This window comes from Sinomicrobium pectinilyticum, assembly GCF_003725735.1.
Taxonomy (GTDB): domain Bacteria; phylum Bacteroidota; class Bacteroidia; order Flavobacteriales; family Flavobacteriaceae; genus Sinomicrobium; species Sinomicrobium pectinilyticum.
In genome coordinates this window covers 38898-62373 of the sequence record NZ_RJTM01000025.1, presented here as the reverse complement: position 1 = coordinate 62373, position 23476 = coordinate 38898, and the positions used below count along the sequence as shown (strand labels likewise).

The 23476-nt window shown below is 46.2% G+C and carries 13 protein-coding genes; 1 reads left to right on the top strand and 12 read right to left on the bottom strand.

The window, feature by feature from the left end; genetic code table 11:
* The 4 genes from ED312_RS04245 to ED312_RS04230 all read right to left on the bottom strand — a co-directional run.
* On the bottom strand, positions 1 to 360 hold a 360-nt coding region (locus tag ED312_RS04245; protein WP_123214765.1), incomplete at its 3' end, for a DUF4249 family protein.
* 4 nt (positions 361 to 364) lie between these two features.
* On the bottom strand, positions 365 to 2992 hold the full coding sequence (locus ED312_RS04240; protein ID WP_123214764.1) for a TonB-dependent receptor: 2628 nt from the start codon (positions 2990 to 2992) through the stop codon (positions 365 to 367).
* Positions 2993 to 3052: 60 nt separating this feature from the next.
* The gene (locus ED312_RS04235; RefSeq protein WP_123214763.1) at positions 3053 to 4039 is read right to left on the bottom strand and encodes a FecR family protein; all 987 of its coding nucleotides are present in this window, start codon (positions 4037 to 4039) and stop codon (positions 3053 to 3055) included.
* A 102-nt stretch (positions 4040 to 4141) separates the two neighbouring features.
* On the bottom strand, positions 4142 to 4717 hold the full coding sequence (locus ED312_RS04230; protein ID WP_123214762.1) for an RNA polymerase sigma factor: 576 nt from the start codon (positions 4715 to 4717) through the stop codon (positions 4142 to 4144).
* Positions 4718 to 5008: 291 nt separating this feature from the next.
* Between ED312_RS04230 and ED312_RS04225 the strand changes: the two genes are divergently transcribed.
* Positions 5009 to 5503, top strand: a complete 495-nt coding sequence (locus tag ED312_RS04225; RefSeq protein ID WP_123214761.1) for a VOC family protein — start codon at positions 5009 to 5011, stop codon at positions 5501 to 5503.
* Between the two features lie 31 nt (positions 5504 to 5534).
* Here the strand turns inward: ED312_RS04225 and ED312_RS04220 are convergent, their stop codons facing one another.
* The 8 genes from ED312_RS04220 to ED312_RS04185 form a co-directional block, all read right to left on the bottom strand.
* The gene (locus ED312_RS04220) at positions 5535 to 6851 is read right to left on the bottom strand and encodes an ATP-binding protein (RefSeq protein ID WP_240643019.1); all 1317 of its coding nucleotides are present in this window, start codon (positions 6849 to 6851) and stop codon (positions 5535 to 5537) included.
* A gap of 75 nt (positions 6852 to 6926) precedes the next feature.
* Complete coding sequence (locus tag ED312_RS04215; RefSeq protein WP_123214760.1) at positions 6927 to 7748, bottom strand: N-acetylmuramidase domain-containing protein; 822 nt, start codon at positions 7746 to 7748, stop codon at positions 6927 to 6929.
* 24 nt (positions 7749 to 7772) lie between these two features.
* The gene (locus ED312_RS04210) at positions 7773 to 11432 is read right to left on the bottom strand and encodes an eCIS core domain-containing protein (protein ID WP_123214759.1); all 3660 of its coding nucleotides are present in this window, start codon (positions 11430 to 11432) and stop codon (positions 7773 to 7775) included.
* Positions 11433 to 11436: 4 nt separating this feature from the next.
* On the bottom strand, positions 11437 to 12483 hold the full coding sequence (locus ED312_RS04205) for an eCIS core domain-containing protein (protein ID WP_123214758.1): 1047 nt from the start codon (positions 12481 to 12483) through the stop codon (positions 11437 to 11439).
* A 10-nt stretch (positions 12484 to 12493) separates the two neighbouring features.
* Positions 12494 to 14023 (bottom strand): contractile injection system tape measure protein, encoded by a 1530-nt coding sequence (locus ED312_RS04200; RefSeq protein ID WP_123214757.1) that lies wholly within the window; start codon positions 14021 to 14023, stop codon positions 12494 to 12496.
* Positions 14023 to 17583 (bottom strand): PKD domain-containing protein, encoded by a 3561-nt coding sequence (locus ED312_RS04195; protein WP_123214756.1) that lies wholly within the window; start codon positions 17581 to 17583, stop codon positions 14023 to 14025. The genes ED312_RS04200 and ED312_RS04195 overlap by 1 nt, the downstream gene beginning before the upstream one ends.
* Positions 17584 to 17594: 11 nt before the next feature.
* Positions 17595 to 20306 carry a hypothetical protein gene (locus ED312_RS04190; protein ID WP_123214755.1) on the bottom strand — a complete coding sequence of 904 codons (2712 nt, stop codon included), beginning with the start codon at positions 20304 to 20306 and terminating at the stop codon, positions 17595 to 17597.
* Positions 20294 to 23449 (bottom strand): baseplate J/gp47 family protein, encoded by a 3156-nt coding sequence (locus tag ED312_RS04185; RefSeq protein WP_123214754.1) that lies wholly within the window; start codon positions 23447 to 23449, stop codon positions 20294 to 20296. The genes ED312_RS04190 and ED312_RS04185 overlap by 13 nt, the downstream gene beginning before the upstream one ends.
* Positions 23450 to 23476 lie beyond the last annotated feature (27 nt).

The window sequence follows — 23476 nt, the reverse complement described above, 5'->3', positions numbered from 1 at the left end:
AGTATAAGTCTCTCCGTCTACCGTTACGGTGAGTGTATAGGTCTCTCCGATAACAGGTACAAAACCGGTACAGACATACATCCCTGTTCCCGGTGTTTCCACGAAGTCAAAGACAACACCATTGCTATTTGTTACGTATACTTCGGCATTGGAAACGGGAGGGATTTCGGATGAATAATAGTCCGTAGTGGTAGTCAGTTTTATGGTTTGCCGTTGTCCGTCCGTCCCTTTTTCCCATTCTATGCCGGCATCGATGACCAACCGGGGTTCTTCGGTATCCAGGTCCATATCGACCACGTCTTCACATGAAACCAAACCTGTGAGTATGATGAAAAGAAATATATATTTAAATGAGACCATTTTCTTAAAATTTGAAGTTATATGATACACTGGGAATAATGCCGAATATGGATAGGCGGAGTGCTTCGTTAACACCGGTGTCCTCGTTGGGACGAAAGCTTACGGAAGCCGAATTCTTCCGGCTGTACAGGTTATAAATGCTAAAGACCCATTCGCCCTGCCATCCTTTTTTCTTATGGGGTTTCGGGGTGTATGTAGCCGAAACATCCAGGTGGTGATAGGAGGGGAGCCTGTCTTCGTTACGCGATGTATAATTAGGCACCCTGATCCCTCCGATTTCATATTGCCCTTTCGGGAATGTATAGGGCTGCCCCGTCTGGAAAGTGAAATTTGCCCCGAAAGACCATTTGTCATTTAGCTCGTACCCTCCGGTTATAGCCAGGTTGTGAAGCTTATCGTAGGGCGACAGGTACCAGTCCCCGTTGTTGATCCCGGTTTCTTCGGGGGTCCGTCCCGGGGTTCTCTGTTCCGCGCGGGAGAGGGTATAGGCGATCCACCCTGTGAGCCTGCCGGTATTTTTCCGGAGCAGTATTTCCAGTCCATAGGAACGGGCTTCCCCGTTCAGGATCACCTGTTCAATATCGTTATTGGCAATAAGCTCCGCACCATCGATATAATCGATACGGTTTTTCACTTTTTTATAAAAGACTTCGGTTTCGAGGGAATAGGCCTCCTCTTTAAAGTTCCTGAAATATCCCAGGGCCACCTGGTCCAGGAGCTGTGGTTTTATAAAAGGGCCGCTGGGCGTCCAGATATTTACAGGCGTAGGAGACTGGGTATTGGAAAGCAGATGAAGATATTGCGACATCCTGTTATAGCTGGCCTTAACGGATGCATTGTCGTTCAGGACATACGACACCCCTATACGCGGTTCCAGGTTGTCGAAGCTTGCTATACTTTCCCCGCTTCCGTAATGGGTAGAACCTATGGGCGTGCCTTCTTCGTAAATCCCGAAATCGGGGTTAAAAACCACTGCCCGGTCATTCTCATACCTGTTAATGTCTTCTTGTCCATACCTGTAAAACATACTGTACCGCAAGCCATACCGTACAGATAATTTTTCGGATATCTCATGTTCGGCATCAATATAAAAGGCCGGCTCCAGGGCGTATTTTTTATCCAGCTGCTCAAAATTGATCGAAGAGTTTTCCCCGCTCGGTTTTAATGTGCCGGGGTTAAAATCGTAATAGGTAGCATGGGCGCCGTAATGAAGATTGAAATTCTCCGATATGTAGTGCCTCAGGTCATATTTGGCACTGTACGATTCAATGGCATTGTCCCATAGGAAATCGCGGGATTCCAGTTCCAGGCCAAAACGATAGTCACTATAGATCAGGGAAAGATCGGAACTGATATTATTGGAAAAATCGTGCTTCCACCGGAGATTGAGCATGGTATTTCCGTAGGAACTGGAAAAATTATTACCTATATCGAAAATATCTCTTCCGAAATAACCGGACAAAAACAAGGTATTGTTTTCGTTGAACCTGTAATTCAGTCTCGTATTCAGATCGTAAAAATATGCGGAATTATCATTGTCTGTCAATTTTAAGAAGAGATGGGCATAAGAACTTCTCCCGGCAACGAGGAATGATCCTTTTCCTTTTGCAAAAGGGCCTTCTGCCAATAGCCTGCTCGATATCAAACCGATACCTCCGTTCATGTGGAAATCCTGGTAATCCCCGTTTTTCTGATGCACGTCCAGCACCGAAGAAACACGCCCGCCGAAGGAGGAGGGGATACCTCCTTTATAGAGCTCCATGTCGCTGATAGCATCGGCATTAAATACTGAAAAGAAACCGAAAAGGTGAGAATCGCTGAACATCGGGGAGCCATCCAGCAGGATAAGGTTCTGATCGGCAGCGCCACCCCGGACATTGAACCCCGAAGACGCTTCGCCGGCATTCGTAACTCCCGGAAGTTGCAATAATGATTTTAACGGATCGGATTCTCCAAGTACCACAGGGATCCGTTTGATCTGTTCTGCCGAAAGCCGGTTTACGCTCATCTGCGGTTTTTTGATCTCCGTGATATTCCGGCGGTCGGTCACCACGACTTCATCAAGTACGGAGGCGTCCGGTTGAAGGTCTACCTCGATCTCGGTTTTATTTCCCGGCCTTATTTCGCGGGCCAGGTATCCAAGGTAAGAGATAAGTATCACGGCATCCGCTCCGGAAAGCTTCATTCTGAAATCGCCGTTCATATCTGTAACGACGCCGTTGGAAGTCCCTTTTTCTATAATATTGGCCTGTGGTAACGGGTTGCCGGACTCATCGAGGACACGTCCTTTAATTTCCCGGGATGTTCCCGTTTTTTTTTGTTTGACATAGATCACCCCGTTCCTGTTCTGAAAATCCAGGCGGTGTTTTTGCTCCAGTGCCTGCAATATTTCCGCGAGACTGTATTCGCCCTGTTTTATCCCGGCATCGGTTACTCTGGCTATTTCTTCGTTATTATAGGCGAAGGAATAGGAGGTATGCTGCTGTACCTGGTCGAGTACGGATCGCAGGCTACCGGGCCTGATACTTACCCTGACATGGTCCGGAATGTCGTTTTGCTGTGCTATGGCGGCGGGGATGCAGCTATATGTCAGGAAAATAAAGAGGCATACTCTTTTACAAAAAGAATTCATAAGTTGTTTTTAGATTTAGTGTTTGTAATTAAATTGACGGAAAAGGATCGGAATGAACTTTCAGGGAGATAATCCGGCGTCATAAATTTTCAATGTTCCGGGATCTTTAAATTCATAACGGATATCCAGCAGGTGGTACAACCCATCCATGACTTCTTTAAGGGATGTCCCGGCCGGATATGTTGCGGTAATATGCTTTTTTACCGTGGCCCCGGAAAGGGCGCTGGTATCGATAGATACGTCGAAATATCTTTCGAGGGCATTCAGCGTTTCGTCCAGGGTAATATTATTAAAACTCAGCAGGCCGTCTTTCCAGGAGTTGGCCCCGGTAAAGTCTGACCGGCTGAAAGTAGCCGTATTGGTATGTTCATCAATTACAAGACTGTTGTTCCTCTGTAGGCCTGTACTGTCGGTATCGTGATAAACGCGAACGCTTCCTTCTTCCACGTCTACCCTGGAGAGCCCTTCATTGGCATAGGCCTTGACGACAAAGCGGGTCCCCGTGACGAGGAGTTCGTTATCGCGAAATTTTACCCGGAAAGGATGCATACGGTCCGGAGATACTTTAAAATAGGCTTCGCCTTTCAGTTTTATGTCTCTTGACTCCTTAAAATCCCTGCGATATTCCAGCACGGTAGCCGAGTTGAGCCATACTACGGAACTGTCAGGGAGCGTAAAGGCCTCGGCAGGTTGTCCTGCTGCAACTTCGAGTTTTATGAAGTCTCCTGCCTTAAAAAACTGCGGCACCGCCCACCAGGTTCCTAATCCCAACAACACAAGAAGACAGGCCGCAGATGCATACAGGAACAACCTGCGCGCGGAAGGCTTCTTTTGTTTGATCTCAAGGTCTGTCCTGATTTTTTGTATCAGTTTGTGATCGGAAGCAGTAATCTCTTCTTTTCCGGCTGCATTCCACTCTTTTTCCATCAACCGGGAAAACAACTTCCGGTTGGCCTTGTTTTCCATGGCTTCCAGTAATTGCCGGGTCTCCGGCCCGGAAAGTTCGTTCCGGAGATACTTTTGCCACAATTCGTTTAATCGGTCCATTTGTGCTGCTTTTTAGACTTTCGTCATAAGGTATATCCGCAAAGAGCTAAAAACACCTAATGCTGTTTTGTTAAATGGATGTTAAAAAGAAAAGAATGGGTATTAACGCAGGAAATATATTTCCAGCAGTAACAGGGAGACTGTAGAAAAACCGGAAAGCTCTTCTTTTAGTGTGGTCAGGGCGCGGTTCATATGGTTTTCAACCGTACTCCTGCTGATCCCGAGTTCGCGTGCGATTTCTTCGGTAGATAATCCTTTGATGCGTTTCAGGATGAGGATCTCCCGGGGACGGTCGGGAAGTTTTTCAATGGAAGCTTCCAGTGCCCGGTGAAAAGCTTCTTTGTTCATTGTGCTGTCCGTATCCGTCAGATCAGGGATATCCGGTGCGGAAAGATCGGAAATGGCAAGCTGCAATTCGTTTTTCAGGGATTTCAGGGCCAGGTTCCTGGCTATGGTAAACATATAACTCTCTAAGTTACCGGATGCGTTGAGAGTGTGACGTTTTCTCCAGACGGTAATAAAAGTTTCCTGGATAATATCTTCAGTATGGGTATTCAGCCGAAGCCGGCACAGAAAACCTCTTATTTTTCCCGCATACCTGTAATAAAGTGCGGTGAATGCCTTTTCGTTATCGTGTGACAACAATTCGATGAGAACGGAATCCGGCGTATTATCCATGAAACTGAAAAGGTTTGGTGTACGGTTTAACGGGAAATATCTTTTAGAAACGCGAAAGTAAAACTAATTATTCCATAAGGGCTGTTAAAATTATTTAAAAAATCATAGAAATCATTATGCCGGATCTTTTATCTCCGGACCGGTTCCCCGAATTAATACCGAAGGCTTTTGCTCGGAAGAGCGGACAAGGAGGGGGATATGCTTCTTCAGAATAGTAGAAATATATGTTATCTTTGATACACAAAACCCCGATCAGAACAACGATGTTGCGGGGCGGTAAAAAATAATATTATGGCAGATACGTATAAGGTTCCCGGACAAACCAGGATAGGACATGTGCATCTGAAAGTCTCCGATATTAAAAGGGCCCTGGAATTTTATTGTGATCTGCTGGGGTTCGAACTTATGACCACTTACGGTGAAGATGCCGCCTTTATTTCCGCCGGAGGATATCATCACCATATAGGGCTGAACACGTGGTACAGTAAAAACGGCCCGCATCCGGCAGCTGATGCTACGGGACTGTTTCATACGGCAATTTTGTATCCTACCCGTAAGGACCTCGCAGTAATATATAACAGGCTGAGAAAGGCAGGATATCAGCTAACTGGAACTGCAGACCACGGTGTGTCCGAGGCCTTGTACCTCAATGACCCGGATGGTAACGGAGTAGAACTTTACCGGGACCGTCCCAGGGAAGAATGGCCCCGGAAACCGGACGGATCGCTGTATATGTATACAAGGCCCCTGGATATTCAGGATTTACTGACCGAGCTTGATAAATAGACGCTTAAACCGGGTTCCGGTCCATGTATGCTTATAACATTTTCCCCTCTTTTACATACTCTTTCTTAATACCGTTTACAATATCCTTCAGGTGGATCATCTCTTGCTGTTGTTCCATGGTTTTCAAACAGGTATATTGTATGATATTGACAATATTGGCCCCGGTAACATCATATTTCCTGGAAAGTTCCTCGAGACAGACATCTTTGGCAAGAGGGATTTTTTCAGGCAGGTTGTTTTGCCATAGTTGCAGGCGTTCGGCATACGTGGGAATTTCAAAGTCTATGACGGACTGGAAACGTCTGCTGAATGCGGTGTCTACATTACTTTTCAGGTTAGAGGCCAGTATGATGAGGCCGGGGTGCAATTCAATGCGCTGCAGGAGATATGAAACCTCCTGGTTAGCATATTTGTCGTGTGCATCCCTTACATTCGTCCGTTTTCCGAAAATGGCATCGGCCTCATCGAAAAACAATATCCAGTCCTTATTGGCTGCCTTGTCAAACAGGGCGGAGAGATTCTTTTCGGTTTCCCCGATATATTTGGAAACCACCAGCGAAAGGTCTATGCGGTATACGTCCCTGCCCGTGTATTTTCCCAGTAAACTGGCAGTAAGGGTTTTGCCCGTCCCCGGTGGACCGTATAACATGACGCGGTAGCCGGGTTTTATTTTGCCTTTCATTTTCCATTCGTTCAGGAGTATGTCATTATAGCGGAGCCAGGACTCTATTTCCTTTATCTGCCCGAGTGTCTTCTGGTTCAGAATAAGGTCTTCCCATTCCATTTCGGTTTCCAGTAACTGGGCAGGGAAGTTGGTACTGAGTTTCGGTTTGAGGATATTACCGGTGGAGAGGAGTTCCGTATATTCCTCATCCAGGAGCAGTTTACCACTCATTTTGGGCTCTCCCGCAGGGACTTCTTCCAGAGAGAGGATGTTTTTCCGGAACAAAAAGGAGGTATGATGAATGAAGTCCATAGCTTTTATACGATCTTCCATATCGTCTCCCGCCAGGACGAACAATGCTGTTTCCCCGGTGGGAAGAATGCCCCGGTGGTTTTTGGCCTTTACCCCGCCAAAAAGAGGGAATTCCCCGCCGTTCGGCAAAAATCCGGATATGATATCCGTAAGGTAATTCGGGGACAGATGAGGTACCAGTGCCAGTAGAAGCAATAGCAGGTCTTGTTCGTCCAGGCGGTGTTCGGACACGAAACGGGCCAGGGGAGAGGACAGGTCAACTTCATCCGGGGACGGACAGGAACAGGTACTTTCCCGTTCTGCCCGTATCGCAAAAACAGTATGCATTCTGTCCTCTATGTTATTCTTTAAGATGTCGAAAAGATATTTCATTTCCGGGGAATTTCATTATCAGATTAAAGATAAAACTCTGCTCCCGATGCCGATATCGGGAGCATTGCAGCTACTTTAGCTATACCGGTCGTAAGCCTTTTGTAATTTTTCATCATAGTGGTTTTCTTTATATCCGGGACCGTTATACCCTTTAGCAAAGGCTTTCCAATCCTTGCTTTTGATATGCGGTATCAGGTGGTTTACTTCCAGGTACCTGCCGAAGGCTTTCAGGTGTTCCCTTTCGTGCTCGTATTGTTTGGCCACAAAGTGGTCGACAGACATATATCCCAGGATTTTGGCATGGTATCCCATAACCTGGAAGGCACCCCAGGAAGCGGCACTGTAAGCGGCGTCATGTACTTCCTGCAAGTCGGACATTCCAGCGGCTTTTTCAAGACGATGATATTCCCCTGCGCCACCCGCATAATATTTTTTCGTCCAGTTTTTATACAGGACGTTAGCCGTACGGGATGACAGGAATTGCTGAGGATCAACGCCCCTTTTTGTCAATTCTTTCCAGAATACGTGCCCTTCGAAAAGTATTCTGGGGCGTCCGTCCACCAGGAATCCCTTACCACTGCTTTCCACTTCATTCACAGCCTTAACGGCGGCCAGTTCCAGGTTATAGTGTTGCGCAAAATCTACGAGGTCCTGTTCGGCCAGCAGTTTGTCATTGTGTTGCAGGACCTCCTTTTCCGCTTCCAGGAGCTTGGACCAGGTTTTGATGCCCACTATACCATCAACGACCAGGTTGTGTTTCTGTTGGAAATCGCGGACAGCGGTATCGGTATCCCTGCCGAAATAATCCGAGACTTTTACAGGGTAACCCATCTTTTCCAGAATCTCTTCCAAAAAGCGGACATCGGGGCCGGTGGAGCGGTATTTTATTGTTTTCATGGTAAATAAGATTATTTTTAGTCTTTAATCTTCCGGAAAAGAAGTTAAGATATAAAAAGATTTTTTGTCTCCAAATGCTTGCTTTTCAAGAATGATCCTTGCGTCCCATACATCAAAAGTTTCAATTTGATTGTCAATTCGCATCAGGGATTTACCTATTACATTACCCGGATTACCCTGATAATTTAATCGAAGCCGCCCAGAATCCGTTTCATCTAAAAGCCATATGATAATACTATTCCTAAACCGGGAAATCTGTTGACTTATAATTCTTTCAGCTGTAGATTTTGAGGTCCACACTGATCGAGGATCTTGAGTATTTTCATTCCAGATTCTGGAGGTGGCATAAATTTCCTGTTTTTCTTCAAGAGGAAGATTGTTATCAATGCCTGAAATCTGTGGTGAGACATGTCTCGCTAATGTATGTCCACCTTTGTGTTCATGAGAATTTAAATTTATTGGAGGCCACGAAATTTCATTTTCTGCCCGCTCAAAATCAATTTCTATATTTTGACCGTTTAAACGAGGATTAATGACTGCTTCCAAATGTACTATTTGAGTTTCATCCCGTGTGGAGTCAGTAATAATTTCGAGAGAAGTTAAATTATACTGAGTTTTTATAGAGTCTAAATGCTCTTCTTTTTCTTCATATGTCAAATCGTCCCGTCTTAATATTTGGTTACCCTGATTTATTGCCAAATTCAAATCTTCCCGCTTTTGCTCATCGTTACGTGGGTCTTCTCCGGGGGTGTTTTCTCCCCCCATCCCAAGCATATTCAAAAATGCGGTACCCGCAGCCATGGCACGGTCTATCAGCCAATCTATCCCTTCATTGATCATTCCCCGGGCATTTTCTATCATTTCCTCTATCTTTTCGCTGATGTCGCCCAGTCCCAGTTGTTTGGCAAGAAAAGATATAGCTATCGGGATACCGTCTGCCAGTGCGTTTTCCAGGAACCCGGCGGCAGTCTGTATGTTCCCGCGGGCAATGTCGGCCACACCGGCAACAAAGGAGTTAATTATACCGAGAATCTCCCTGAGCTTTTCAATAAAAGATGCAATAGCATTAAAAACAGTCTGTACTCCTCGTATAACAGGCATGATACCTGTAACATCGAGGAAAGATAATAACCAGGTGATAGCCTGTTGAATGACTTTTTCCTGTATAAAGCCCATGATGCCATCTTGTATGATGTTCCAGAGGTTACTGATCTGGCCCTGGATGTATTCCCAGATGGCTATAGGGCCCCGCTCTATCACATCCCTTACAAAAGCCCATAGTCCGGAAAGCGTATCGAGTACGGAACGAATCTGTGCTACTCTTTCTTCGCCTATCCTGAGGGCAAGACGTTCCAGTATATTATCAACAGTGATTCCCAGGACATCCATTGCCATTCCCATGATGGACCGGAGGCTCATATCATCCGGGATTTGTATGCCCGCATCGGCAAGAGTACCGAACAACCAGTTCTGTAACCCGTTCAGGAGGTGCGTACCTATATTGTTCAGGAAATTCAGGAAGCCTTTTTTAACCGCATTCATCAGGTTGAGCAGGAAGCCTATGGGGTCGTTTTTTATATCGGTAAAGGCCTGCATGGCATTGGCGAGGATACCGGCTATCATTTCGGGCGGTATTCCCATGATCTCCAGTATCAGTTCCACCAGAACCTTTACTACTTTCATTACAAACCGGAACAGACGGGAAATAGGTTCTTCGAATTGTGCGGCAATACGTTCGAATGCCCCGAGGGGATCGATCAGATCTTCGATTGACAGGGAATTCCATATATCGGTAAAAAGCTGTACAATAGTGTCCCATGAAAAGCCAAGTTCTTCTATTAATGCCTCAATTTGTCCTGCAGCCCTCGGGATAACCCCGGATTGTTTGAGTTCCTGATATTTTGCTTCTCCTCCGGGAACCAATCCCATGAAACCACGAATAATATTCTCTACGGATCGGAGGACTTTTTCTTCGGTGAGCGGATTTTTCCCCAGTATCACCGTAAGCAATGTAAAGCCCGGTATATCGGCAGCAAATGAATTAAGCCAGCCCAACAGGGCATTTTTAATGAGTTCCAGGACCTGTGTTGCCACTGTTGTTGCAAAATCCCATACCCTCTGAAGAAATCCGGTGGCACGTCCGGCAAGTGCTTGCAGGTTTTCCACAATGTTAGGCAGGTTCTCCGGTTGAATGGCATCCCATACGGCAGTAATTAACCCGCGCAATTCTCCCAGGAGCGACATAAACGTACCTACCTGGGTATCGAGCCAGTCTGCAGTTTCCTGTAATGTACCGCGTTCCTTCATTTGTTCGAGCTCGGTCTGTTTGTCAATAAGCAGGAGGAAGTCTTCAAGTATTTCCACTGTTGAGGCATTTACTTCTTCGTCCCTCAGAGGATCATAACGAATGATTTTTTTGATAAGTGACCAGGCCCGGTTTTCCTCCAGGATAGGTTCGGCGACATCGATAAGCACTTCCTTTATCCATGTAATAAGCTGGTCTATAAGTGAGGTGGCAAAAGTCTCGATCCTGTTGACAAGGTGTTGAAATTTATCCGTAATAACCTCGATGGCATTCCTGAACGGAAATTCCAGTTCGTCCCAAGCCTCTTCGAGCAGGTCCAGCAACCCCTGGGTTGTCAGGTTCAGACTGTTCAGTTGTCCTTTTACCCAGTCAAATACCCGTTGGATGATCCCGTATTCCTGCAGTTTGTCGAAAATCGCCGTGCCGAAGGGAACGAGCCCCATGAGGCCTTCTATGAGGTTGATGGGGGTCCGTTCTACCGTCCTGTCCAGCAAAGGATCGTATTCAATGATTACGGTAAAAAGCGTATACCCGGGAATATGCCTGGCTCTGTCAATAACCCAGTCCGGTATGACATCTACGATACCGAATCCCTGGACCATTTGCGGAGCCGGGCCTATATCCAGGGGCTTCAGATTTACCACACCTCCCTGTTGTACGGTATGGGTCAGTTCATGAGCCAGCAGATGTTTTCCGGAGCTGGACGAAGGATTGTACTTTCCCTCGTTGAAATAAATGTCATTACCATGGGTGAAAGCCTGTGCACCCAGTTTCTGATTCATCTGAACGGCTTTGTGATCCGTATGTATCCTGACATCGCTGAAATCCACGCCGAAACCACTTTCCATTTGCGATCGGGTAGTGGTATTCATGGCCTGTCCGCCGGGAGCATGACGTAAATCGTGTTCCATTTTCGGCGGGACCATGTTGAATTGGTCCGTTTTTGCCTGGATAGCGGTATTTTCATCTGTATTTCCATCATCGGCCCGGGATTGCTTTTGCAGCGATTCCTCTTCTTCCTGTTTCTGGATCTCCTCTTCCTTCTTTTCCTGGACCTGTTCTTCCTGAGGCTGTTTTTGTACAAGGGGAGTAATGTTTTCCGCAACAGGCCTTTCCTGTACTACAGGTTCTTTTTCGTCCCGGAACTCTTTTTTTTGCACGACAGGAGCGGCTGCGAAAAAAGGAGTATGACCGTAATGCCGGAAAGGGTTTTCCAGTTTTTGTACCACCTTACCAGCAGTATGATCGGCTTCACGTTCGTACTTGTCATCAGCCTTACCGATAGAAAGTTTGGCCTGCACACCAAAAAAATCGTCACGCCCTTTATTGGTGGAGGCCGGACTGGTAGTGGTACCGGATTTTTTGGCGAAGGCTTGCATAAAATTATGTGGTTACGGTTATGGGACCTGATAATTCGCAATGAGGATTAGTATTGCCGGCAAACCAGAACCGAAAGTAATACCTTCCGTCTTCCAGACCGGACCATGTTTTGGTATCGGGCCCGCCGATGGAGAACTTCTTTGTCCCCTGTTCGGAATCGAACCAATTATCCACCTCCTGTACAAGCGTAACATTTAAATGGGAAATGCCGGCACAACCGGGGGGATTCCAGCCGGAATCGATCATTGCCCGTACAAAACCACCGTTTACATCAAACACCCTGCTTTGCAAAAAGCGGTGTTTTATACTTATGGTACTGCTAAAACTGGCCTGTACATTCGGATTGGATGACCTGTTTCCCTGCTGAATGGTATGTGTCAACTCATGGGCAAGCAAATGTTTTCCTTCTTTGGAATCGGGGTTATATTTTCCTTCGTTGAAATATATATCATTACCATGGGTAAAAGCCTGTGCACCTATTTTTTTACTCATTTGTTCTGCCTTCCTGTCGGTATGGATATTCACATTGCCGAAACCGGTTCCGAAACCGGCTTCCATTTCCTGCATTGTACCGGCTCTCATTTTGCTCCCGGCTCCTTTGGTACCGGCCAGCTCACCTTCAAAACTGTTTTTATCCGGATTGCCAATGTATATCTGTTGTGATTTGGCTTGTATCTCTTCTTCCTCCTGCTTTTGAACAGGTTCTTCCTCAGTTTCCGCCTGTTTCTGCACTTGTTCTTCCTTTTCGCAATCTGCACATTTGGCCTGCACTTCTTTTTCTTCTCCTTTTAATTCTTGTTTTTGTACGGTAGATATGGTCTCCGCCAGGGGCTTTTGCTGTAGTTCTTCTTCACCGTTTCCCATTTTCTGGATTCCGGGTTGACTGGCCGTTTTATTCACTATCTTATCAGCTACCTGGTCGGCCTCCTTTTCGTATTTGTCCCCCGGCCGGCCCACATTCAGCCTGGCCTGTACTCCAAAGAAGTCCCGATTGTTTTCATTTTTCACTGCTGCGGAAGCACCGCGTTTTTCTCTTTTGAATTCTTTCATGGGTCTCGTATTACCATTCCACAAAAATCAGTTTCTCTATCCACGGAATTTTTACAATACTGATATTCCATGGCAGTTTTTCCAACAGGATATCCTGTGTTTTACGTTCCACGATAATCCTGGGATTGTCTCTCCCGGTAATAAGTTTCCCGGGGCGTTGTATGAATTCGTTCCTGATGGTCACGGCAGAAGTATTTTTAAACGCTTTCCATTGGCCGGTTACCGAAGCCAGTAACTCCAGGCTCTTTTCCTTGTGCTGCCCTGTAAGGGGTCTTTCCCTGGCAACGGGCTCCTGCAGGGGAATATCACACAGGAATTTTTCCAGCAGCATAAAATTCTCGGTGTCCATTTCTTTCCCTGTAGCCGTATAATGCAGCAGGTGGGCAGCGAGTTCTTTATCTGAGAAAACATTATCCGGTCCGATAAGCCCGCAATCGAGGAGAAAAGGTTTTAAAAATGGGTGCAACAGGATAAGACCTGTATTTTCGATAAATATTTCCTTTTCAGTTGCTTCCGCCGGAAAACCTGTTTCTTCCGGGTAACCTGGTTGACAGCTTTCTTTTTGGTCCGAAAGGACAACACGTTCTCCCTGGTCCGGGGAAGAGCGGGAAAAGGATATATCAGGTAAATTTCCGGGGATTTTATTTGAAGCCCCCGGGAATAAGCCTGTCGTATTCTCGATTTCTTTTATATCGGCCAAGAATGCAGACAATGCAGTCATTGACGATTGGAGGGCAGTTGCACTTGCAGACAAGACCATAGTGGTTACAAGGCTCCAGAAATGTTCTTTTTGGCCTTCCTTATACCGCTGGGCTCTGCGTTTTAAATATGCTGCAAATATTTTTGCAGCTTTTCCCGGTGAATTGTAAAGCGTACTCCCGTTCGGAACCGTTTTTTTTTCACTCTCCCTCAGGACCTGCGAATAGAGGGTAAGAAAGGATGGGACGGATTCGACATACCGGATGAAAAGCGGGATGAGTATGTTGTCCGGGAATTGCCTGATAAGCCTCTTCAGGGGAATACGCTCCCGGAGTACATCCCCTAAATCTCCTGCAAATCCTTTTTGAAGGATAAGGGAAGGTATATTCGCCGGGTCGGACAGGATATTCATATCTTTTGCGGATGCCCACCAGGGAGACCTGCCCGTCTTTATAAAATGGAAGAAGGTGTTGTACTGTCTCCTTTCCGGGGAAAGCGGTCTTACGTTGCCATTGTTATGGTCCTGTGCCTGTTGATACGGAAGTGACAGCTTTTCTGTTTCTTTCGCTATCTGTTCCTGAAATATTCTTTTCAGCCCGTTAAATTTTTTTTCCCGGAGATGTTGTTCTTCCACATTGAGGACCATGTGCAGCTTTTCCGTTTGTATGGCAACTGTTCCCCCGGGCATTTGTACCGTATTGAAATACGTTTCCAGCATCGGGAATATTTCATCTTTCAGAAAAGTATCCAGATGTTCCCGGAGGTAGTGAGCCGTTTTTAACGAACCGGTCTCTACCTCGAGAAAGACCTTTTGGATGATATGTTTCTTTCCGGTGTGCATTAGAGAATAACTTCCAGTTGTTTATTGATATGGTCCTTGATAAAATCTGCCCCGGTTTCAAAGAGATATTCTTCCAGGAAATCCTTCAGATCATTGTCCGTGTCAAAGAAAACCTGTCTTGTGAAAAGGGTTTGCAGTATTTCCGTAACAGAGTCCAGTAGCCCGGTAAGTGTTTCGTGATACTTTTCCAGTACCGGCAAAGACTGACAATGCAATATGAGGTACAACAGTTTTACCTGGGCAATGAACACTGTGGACAACTGTAGGAATACAACGGAATTGTCCTGCCACCTCAAAAGGTATTGTGCGGTAGTCCGGACCAGTTCGGTAAACATTTTTTCCAGATTACCATTGAGGTTACCGTAAAGGTAACGGAGGTCTCTCAGGACTGTTTCATATATTTTAACTGTGGGATCAATGATATTTTTACGGATATCTTCATCCACATCCATTGATTGTGATATACGTTCGAGCGCTTTGCGGATAAGAGTTTCCGTTTCTTCGGCACAACCCTCATTGGAAGCCGTCTCGAAGGTAATGGTGTGTCCTACGGTATCCGGACAGGCACCGTTACCCGGGGTGACCGTAAGGGATACCGAGGTTTTGTTCTCCTCATTTACCGGAAGGTTATAAGTATGTGTGGGGTTTCTTTCTTCCGAAGTATTTCCGTCACCGAAATCCCACCGGAATACCGCATTATCCAGTCCGTTTCCTTCGGGGATAAAGGTGATCCTCGGGGAGGTTACCGGGCTTTCGGGTACTTTAAAATCAAATACGGGTGTCTTGTGGACGGTAAGGGCCACTCCCGTTACCTGGTCGTTGACGGTAAAGTGTATTTGGGTGCCGAGCATTTCATCCGGGAATTTCCCGTGATCAATGCTAAGTTGGTAGCCTTCTATGGTCAAACCTTCGATTTCCGTATCGGCTTTTATGATACCGTCTTCCGGAGATACTTCAAAAAGCAGCGGGCCTTCGTCCTTACCTATGCAATAAGTGTTTCTTTCCAAACGCAGGAAAACTACCGGTTTTGGCACGATGAAGTTTACCGGTGAGCAATCCGTACAGCAGAGGTAGGGTAGGGAGAAATCGGCAATGACCGTACCTTCGGGAACTCCGGCGATACCTTTTAATCCCGCATTACCCATTCTTGTCCCAAGGGCGGATAATTCCCGGGAGAGCTCCGATGTTTTCATATTTGCACTGATGAACGGATCTTTCAGGGCCATGTCCCTGCCGGAAATGACCCGCTGCGTTTTGGCGAGATATACCAGCACGAATGTTCCGCCTTTCCGTACTCCCGCATGGTGTTCCAGTCCGGGGTGTTTCTCGGCGAAACCTGATAATTGCAGGCGAAGCAATATCCGCTCTTTGCGTTCTTCGATCTCTTTCAGCAACAACTGAAGTTTCTTGCCGGAGCAACAGATAGTGGCCAATTGATTGATAAGCAGGCCGTAAAATGCCTTGAGATTCTGGGGAAGGTCTGCATTCTGATATACGCTTTGTATTTGTTTTACATAAGCACATAATTGTTCCTGTGTAATATTGTAAGAGGAAATAATATCATTATCGAGGCCTTTCAGGTTTTCCGGCATTTTCCCGGACAGTATGTGCGTATAGGCTAGTATCTTTATGGAGTCGTCAATGACCAGTTTTTTAATGTCTTCTTTTCCTTCCCAGGTATCCGGGTCGAGAGTTTCATCCGCTATGTATTGCGCATCGGTTATAATATCGTTTACCGATCCTGTCCTGTTTTTGTCAAAGGCCGCTTTTACGATGTTTCCGAGGGCATTTGTGTCCAGGACGAGGCTTTCTTCCACAATATTGTTCCGGGCTACGGATATATCTCCTTTTTCGTTCCCGGTCATTGTGGCGTCCGCTTTCATTGTAAATGTAAAACCGGTTGCGGCGGACAGCCTTTTTGCCGGGGTTTTTATGTTGGTCCCGGGCTCCGTGATACTGAACCCCGAAAGGAAAGCGGCGACCCGGGCCAGGATACATTCCTGTTCGGCAGTCCAGGCATTCAGGAGTATGCGGAGGTCCTCGAATTCACATTCGTAATCGTCCATCTCAATTTCCTGTTCGTTTACTCCTATGGAAACCGCTTTGACGTCAAAAGCAAGACTGTTTGTCGTTTTTATGGCTTCGATCTGCTCAAGTGCATCTGTGTAATTCCTGCCCTGGTGACCTTCTATCCTGTAAAAGTCATAGGTATCCGGACCATATAAGAGAGGTTGCTGTACCTGGGGAATTTTTTCCAGGTTTTCCGTATGATAGCTGAGATTGTTTTTTTCTTTGTAAATGGAAGTCCTGAAAGCGCTCCAGCTTTTCAGTAATTCTTCTTCGACCCGGTAGTAGAAGGGGATAGCCCTGGCCCCGAGGGGGGCTATGGCCAGTGAGGGAGTTATTTTTACATCTCCTTGTGGTATGGCAAAAGCATTGAGCATGTTCTTTGCCCTTTCCAGAAGTAAAGTGAATTCTTTTTCGTAAGCCCGGTCATTGAGGACGGGGGATTTATAAAACCGGTGGCGATAGGCCTTGTAGGTTTCACCGTCCGTTACTTTTCCCAGCATGAGATGTTTGGGGAAAGCACTGATATCCGGGTAGCATTCGGTGGTCAGGCGGATAAACAGTTCTTTCATCTCCGTATAGGTGTCGATGAGGTCCTTGAGTAAGTCATAGTGATACTGGAACAATAGGGGAGTGTTCAGCACATTGAACCCGAACCGGTGGTTTATCCGGTTCTGGATGATGGCATTGTCCTTGTCCAGCTTAAAATGCAGGAGAACAGTCTGAAATCCTTTTTTGAGATGATCTATCACACCATGATCAAAAATGGCGTTGTAATAACTCATTTGCAGGGTTTTGTACGTAGCGGTATTCATATTATTCAGGATCACCCTTTTTTGTGCTACGTCCGCAAGTTTTTCGTAGAGATCCTTCAGGTAGAATTTTTGGTAAAGTGAATCGCGGTCAGTGATATGGTCTGCATCGTCCTGTGATACGAGCAACACACGAAGCCGGGCCACCTGTTCGGTTCCCTGGTTATCACAATCAATACCGGAACAGAGGTCCGGGTCTTTGGGGTAGCTTTCCAGGTAGAGTAAAACCACTTTATTTTCCAGGCCCGGAAGATCACTTAACGGAGTTTCATCCGTCACCTTGTTTTCGGGGATAAGTTCCAGCAATTCCACCTGTTTATCTTTATCGTCCAGGAAGTGAGGGTAAAAGACCCTGTCATCGATAAATGTTTTGAACGCGGTATACCTGATCGCGGAAATATGAATATTTTTTTCGGGCAATTCCGGGATATCCTTCCGCAGCTTCAAGAGATCGCCGTCAGTGGTGATTCCTGTTCCCTGGGTAATGGTAATGCTCTTGTCGGCCGGGTTGAAATGCACTTCAAAGCCACAGGCGATCCCCGTACCGCTGAGAGATATCCGGGACAGTCTTACCTGGTCTTCGAAGTAATCGATGGATTCGTTGAGCTGGGTATGGGTGAGCACCTGGTCTTTTTTATAGGAGTGGTACTGTGTGGTTATGATATCTAGTCTGGTTTTCATGGCGGCATGTTTTATAATGTTCCTAAGTTGGTTCTTCCGAGGATGACTTTTCCTTCCGGATGCTCTTCTTCTTCTTCACAATCGTACAGTCTTCCTACGGGATAAATGGTATTGAGTTGTGACAACGCATCTGTAAATGCTTCCAGTTTCTCTTTATCCTGGGCAGTCCCGACGGATGTTTTGGCCTCTAAAAAGGCCTTGTATGTCTTTTCGAAGTACAGGAGGTCGTTTTCTTCATCGGGAATTTCCCCTTTGCGGTAACCTATCCAGCAAATTCTGGCCAGGATATGTGCAGGAAGTTCCTGCCGGATGAGGTTTTCGAGATATTCCCTGAAAGCTGGGTCCGAAAACCGAAGGGTATAACCGGGAAGCACGATGCTTACACGATAGGAATACGGGTCTATGGTATGGCATTCTTCGCAATCGTCGGTGCATATCGGCAGAAACCCGGTGTCGGTAGTGTTTTTGGTAACATCCGGAAGTAAAAGAGTGTGTTCGATAAGGAAAATCCCTTCTTCGGTGAACGTAAATTTTACAAAGTCAATAAGGCCTGTAAGGGCATTCTTCAATTCTTGCTGTGTATTGTAATATTTGAATTGTTTGGCGATGATCCTATCCGGATGGGAAGCGCTTTCGAATTCCGGGTTGATGATGTGAAAAGAGAACTTGCCACCCGGGGACAGGTGTATTTCCACGTTATCTATGGCGATTTCCGAAATGGGTTTTTCAAAAGCCTTTTCCACGAGTTTTTTCCTGGTCTCCATAACCTGGCGAACGGCAAAATAAAGTTCTTCCACAGCCAGTTTTACGCTGGGGAATGCTTCTGTGGAAGAAAGGATAATATGGTTGCTCTCATTTCGTATTCTCCACTTGAAAACCGTCTCCCCCTCATGGTTGACAAGGCTGTAGACCTGTACGAAGGAACGCGACAGGTCCCTGCGAAAATAATTTTTGATCCCCGCCAGCCTTGCAATCCTTTTCTGTATTCCCGAAACATTATTGGTATTCCATAACCGCTCCTTGGGTTGATTATAGTAGTTAAAAGCGCTTCCTCTTTCTGCACTTACCGTGGCATATTCTTTCAGGAATGCCTGTTTGTTGGTGAGGACAATCTCTTCGGATGCACTGCCGTACAGGGTTTTCATCAGAAAGGCATAGTCTCCGAAACGTTCGGCAAAGCGGGCGATCAGGTGGTCGAGTAGGTTGTTCCTCCGCTCTACGGAATGGTCGAATGAAGCAAAGAGAACGTCTGCAAGCCCCTCGTCGTCATTCATAGTGTAGTCAGTGCCTGCAATGAGGTCAAAATCCCCGATGTCTTTTACGGCTTGTGTAAAATAAGTGCGGGTGAGTTCTCCGTCTTTTGACAGCAGGTCCTTTACGCTTTCCAGATGTTTGAAATAGCTGGCGAGTATCTGGTCATAGAACAGGAGGTAGCCCTTTAGCTGTTTTGCCCATGCTTTCCTGGAGGTTCCCGCTGTCGATGGCAGGCCGTTAACTCCTATGCCATACGTGTCGGGGAAATCATTCTGGATGGTAGTATAGGCTCCTGTTTCGGTATACCTTCCTGCCGGCAGTTTCAGTTCCTTGTCCAGGCGGGCCTTTTCCCGGTCTTCTGCTTCCTGTGCCTCCAGTTGTTTTTTATATGTTTCTACCGCCTGTCGGTTAATATTTACGGGGAGAATTCCCTTGGTATAGCTAAAAGTGCTTTTAGAACACAGCCGGGGTTTATGGTCCTTATCTACACAGATGATCCAGTTGTCTCCCTCACCCGGGGCATCACAGTCGTTCAGGGAAATCTCTTTGACTTCATGTACTTCTTCAATATCCATGATGATATTTATGATGTCCGAAAGACGTACTTCCCTGCGGAGTTCCGTTTTCCGGAGTTCTTCGGTGTCTATAAAACCATTGTCTAGCAGGGGGCCTTCGAAGATTTCATGGGAGGCATATCCCTTGTCCAGCATTTCCCGGAGAGAATAAAAGGTAAGCGGTGGAGAGAAGTATTTTTCTATGGCCCGCAGTACCCTGGCATGTACAAACTCTTCATCGGCACCGGGACTTATATCTATTATGGCACATACCGATATCGGATGCGATTTTACCTGTTCGATCTTTACAAGATCTTCGCACAGGTTCCTGTTTTCGTGGTATTTCCGGAAAATAATATCCTTTATCTGCTGCTTTTTTGCTTTTTGCTGTGTACTGTCCATATGACCGAAATCTTCGAAATCCACCAGGAGGGTATATAATCCTTTCAGGAGAAAGTCCTTTCTGAAGGCGGGAAGGGTTGCCGCAAAATCATTTTTGTCATAGGAAAGCAGTTGCTGTTTGCAATCGACATATACTTTTTTGGAATAGGTTTTCAGCCAGCAGTTTTTTACTCCGGGAATATCGATAAAGAGCTTTCTGTAATCCAGGGCGGTTACAGGTTTGCAAGGAAGGATCTCCGTAGCCCTGAAGAATTGTTTTTCCACCCCTGCCTGGTCTTTTCCTGCCAGGATATCGGCAATAGGCATATTGATACGCTGCCCGAGGTCCGTTATGGCGTAGCACAGCATTTCCAGTATGGTAATTCCCGGATCGTGTAAGTTATAATCGGTCCACAGTTTGCCGCCCAGATGTTCAATATATTCCATTCCTTTTTTCCGGAGGAAATCGAAATCGAGGTCATCTCCTGTAGCGGTGCTTTTGGGGATACTGATATGTTTGTCTAATGTTGACATTTTTCCTGGTTTTCTGTATGGAGGTTCGTACATGTTTTTATGGTACCGGTATCCACCGTATGCTCCCTGGCGGAGACCAGTATGGCCGCGGGACCGGAGGGAGGGAGCGATTTTTTCTGAAGAATCCCGTTTTTAAACATAAAAACGTCCTGCAGGTAGTCGACATAGTTCAGTTTTTCGATATAATTGACCAGGACGCTTTTGTGCAGGACAGTTCCGAACGCTATACCCTTATTTCGGTCAATAGCCCAGGGCGAGAGTAGTCCGGTGATATCTTCTTTCAATTGTTTTTTATAAAAAACATCGTCAAATCCGGCACGGAATTTTACCTTAAGCTCTATTTTGACGGGTTCGTATTCCGGATTGACCACTACTGTTTTTACTTGCATGGAATTATATCGGTTAATATATTCTTCCATTTCATTTAAAAGAGTAGTGCTTATCCGCGGTTCGTAAATATCAAAGACATTTTTATTGACAATATCCGGGATGACTACCAGGGTTACATACCCGGGCGACTGGTAATACAGCTGACCTTTTTTGCCGCAATACCGGGTGTGGTTCAGGCATTTGGTTTTATAGACTTCGGGAAATTGCTGTAAGAGCATATGTTCGTAATCCCAGAGCGTCTGTGCCCGTTTTTTGTGCCGTAACCTTTCACTTACCCTGCGGTAGTAATCCCGGTCATTTTCCGGGGGGACCCCTCCGAAAGAGTTGTAGGGCTGGGTAACCGCTTTTATACTACTAAGGCGTTCAACAGGTTTTGATATGGCCCCGGCAGGTAGTCCGTGGTCCAGATGTGATAATTCATTGTCCCGGTTCTCAAAAACAGCCTTCACGGCCTGGGTATGTATGCCAATAATCTTACAGACTGCATCAAAATCCTTGTATAATTTGGCACGCAGCCAATACAGGCCTTCCGGCAACCTGGTATTATTAGCTGTAGCTTCCGGCGGAATGGAAAATTTAACAATACCGGACCGGAGAAAATTATCGATCCCGTTGTGAATAATGTAGTCGTCATCCATCGATATCCATCGGTCATCGCTCAATACAGACCATTCGATTTTCTGTTTTTCCTTAAAACTTTCCTTTTCAGGGTTTTCGCTGCCTTCCAGCAACTGAAAGAATACGGATAGCTGCTGTCCGGGGACCAGGGATTCAAGGCCGATATAAAGTTCGCCGGTGTGGTTGCCGTACACCGGAAAAAGGGTTTTCTCTTCGGAAACCTTGCACTGTCCGAAAGGATGGATGTGGAAGATGTCCATATCTTCCTTTTCCGCCTTTGCCGTGTAATCCATGGCAATACTATCGGCGAACGGGGTATAGGGCTCGTTCGGAATAAGGATGTCATCATCATCACCGGCGAGGGCAATGGCATATATCCTGGGGAACATTTCATGAAGGAAAGACTGCTCCAGCGCTAACCGCAGGGGGCCGTTCTTGCCGGGAGCATACGGGGGGGACGGATTATTAACGGTAAGACTGGTTTCAAATACTCCGTTTTTACTTGTAAACAACGTGACCGTATCATCGGGAGTATCCGCATTTTCCCATTCTTCCCTGTTGGAAATCAAAGCAATGGCTTTAAAGTGGTTGTCGCCCTTTACGATCAGGTTATCCTCATTGAATGACGGGGAGATGAATGCATCATTAAAACTCCCTTTTTTCCGGGTCATTTCCTGGTAATTATCAAAGATGCCGCTTTTGTATTTGTTTTGGCTGGATTTGTATTTGTCACCTTCCCTGTATGCATAGTAAAGGGTCCGGAAGCTTTCGGGGGTATTTTTCCAGGTGATATTGATATTTATCTCTTCCCAGTGTTTTTTAAATATTTCGGGATAGTGCATGGTAAAAGCCGAATCTTTTACCGGGCGCGTGGTGAACGGATAAAAGGGCTTTTCCGGGTTTATCGTGCCGTGATCGTTTTCGATTGAAAGGTTTTTAATGCCTTTTACACTGACACCGATACTAATGTTCCCGATGGTTTTTCCTGCCAGTTTTTTGTACAGCCCATAACCGTTTTCTGTACCGGTATTGCATATGGCTTTAACAAGGGGCAGGGAAGTACGAAAGTTTTCTTTTAACGCTTTGTGGTCGTAGACGGTAACGGCATCGATATCTTTATCCAGTATTATTGTACATGTCAGGGTGTTCTTATCGGTCCTGAAGATGTTTTCATCGGGAGAGACCGGTCCTATCCATGCTTTTTTCCCACTGAAATAGAATTGCAGTCCGTCCTTTATTTCATCTCCCGTAATATGGGGTATGGGTTCGTTAAAGGTTATATTGAGAGTAATGGTCCTTTCTCCTTCTGCCAATTCCAGGATAGGCGACGCAACGGCAAAGCCCAGCGGGGCATCCTGTAATTCGTGCAGCCCCTTTCCGGTAGCTTCATTCCCGGTATGGCTGTGCCCGAAAGGGTACCATTGTGCATGGCCTTCGGGAAAACCGGCACCCTGACCGTCATGCGAATTGGCTACCTGGCTGTATTTGATAACAGTGCTGTCCCTGTACACATTTTTGAGACTGGTAATTACGGCCTTGTTAGCCACGAGTTCTTCTGCCGTGGTATAGATGCGTTTTTTGCCCGAAGTATCTTTTCCCCCGTTTAGTTCGGTTGCTTCGGGAATTTTTTCGTCGGCTATGTTCCTGGCAAGTTCGAACAATACATAAACTTTATCGGCAGTGGGAGGGAGTTTGTCTATTTTAAGCACTTCACGATAATAGAAATCCAGGTGCCTCCTGGTCAATTCGTTAAATCGTTGCTGACTGAGTTCCAGTAATTTTAAAAAGCACAGGAAAAGGGTGAGGTGAGGGGGGAGCGTGTGTTCATTTTCCAGGATACTGAGCCCGTTGCGTATATCTTCCTTAACTTTATTGAACCTTACAGGCATATCTGCGCTTACCTCTTCCTTGTCCATACCCAGATAGGCAAAGAAATTCTGCCAGTTGCCCGACATCTTGTTATCGGGACCGAAGTAGTTGACATGTTCGGCAAATTTATAGGCAAACAGCATCCAGTCGGCTATGTCCAGGTCCTGTAACCTGAAGTAGTCGGTCCGGAGCGCTTCGGTATATCGCTGTTCCTGCCCGGTGCCGTCGCGCTTCAGTATGTCCAGTATGTCGTTGCAGTCTGCCATCTTTTCGATTTTGAGGTGGTTATTGTC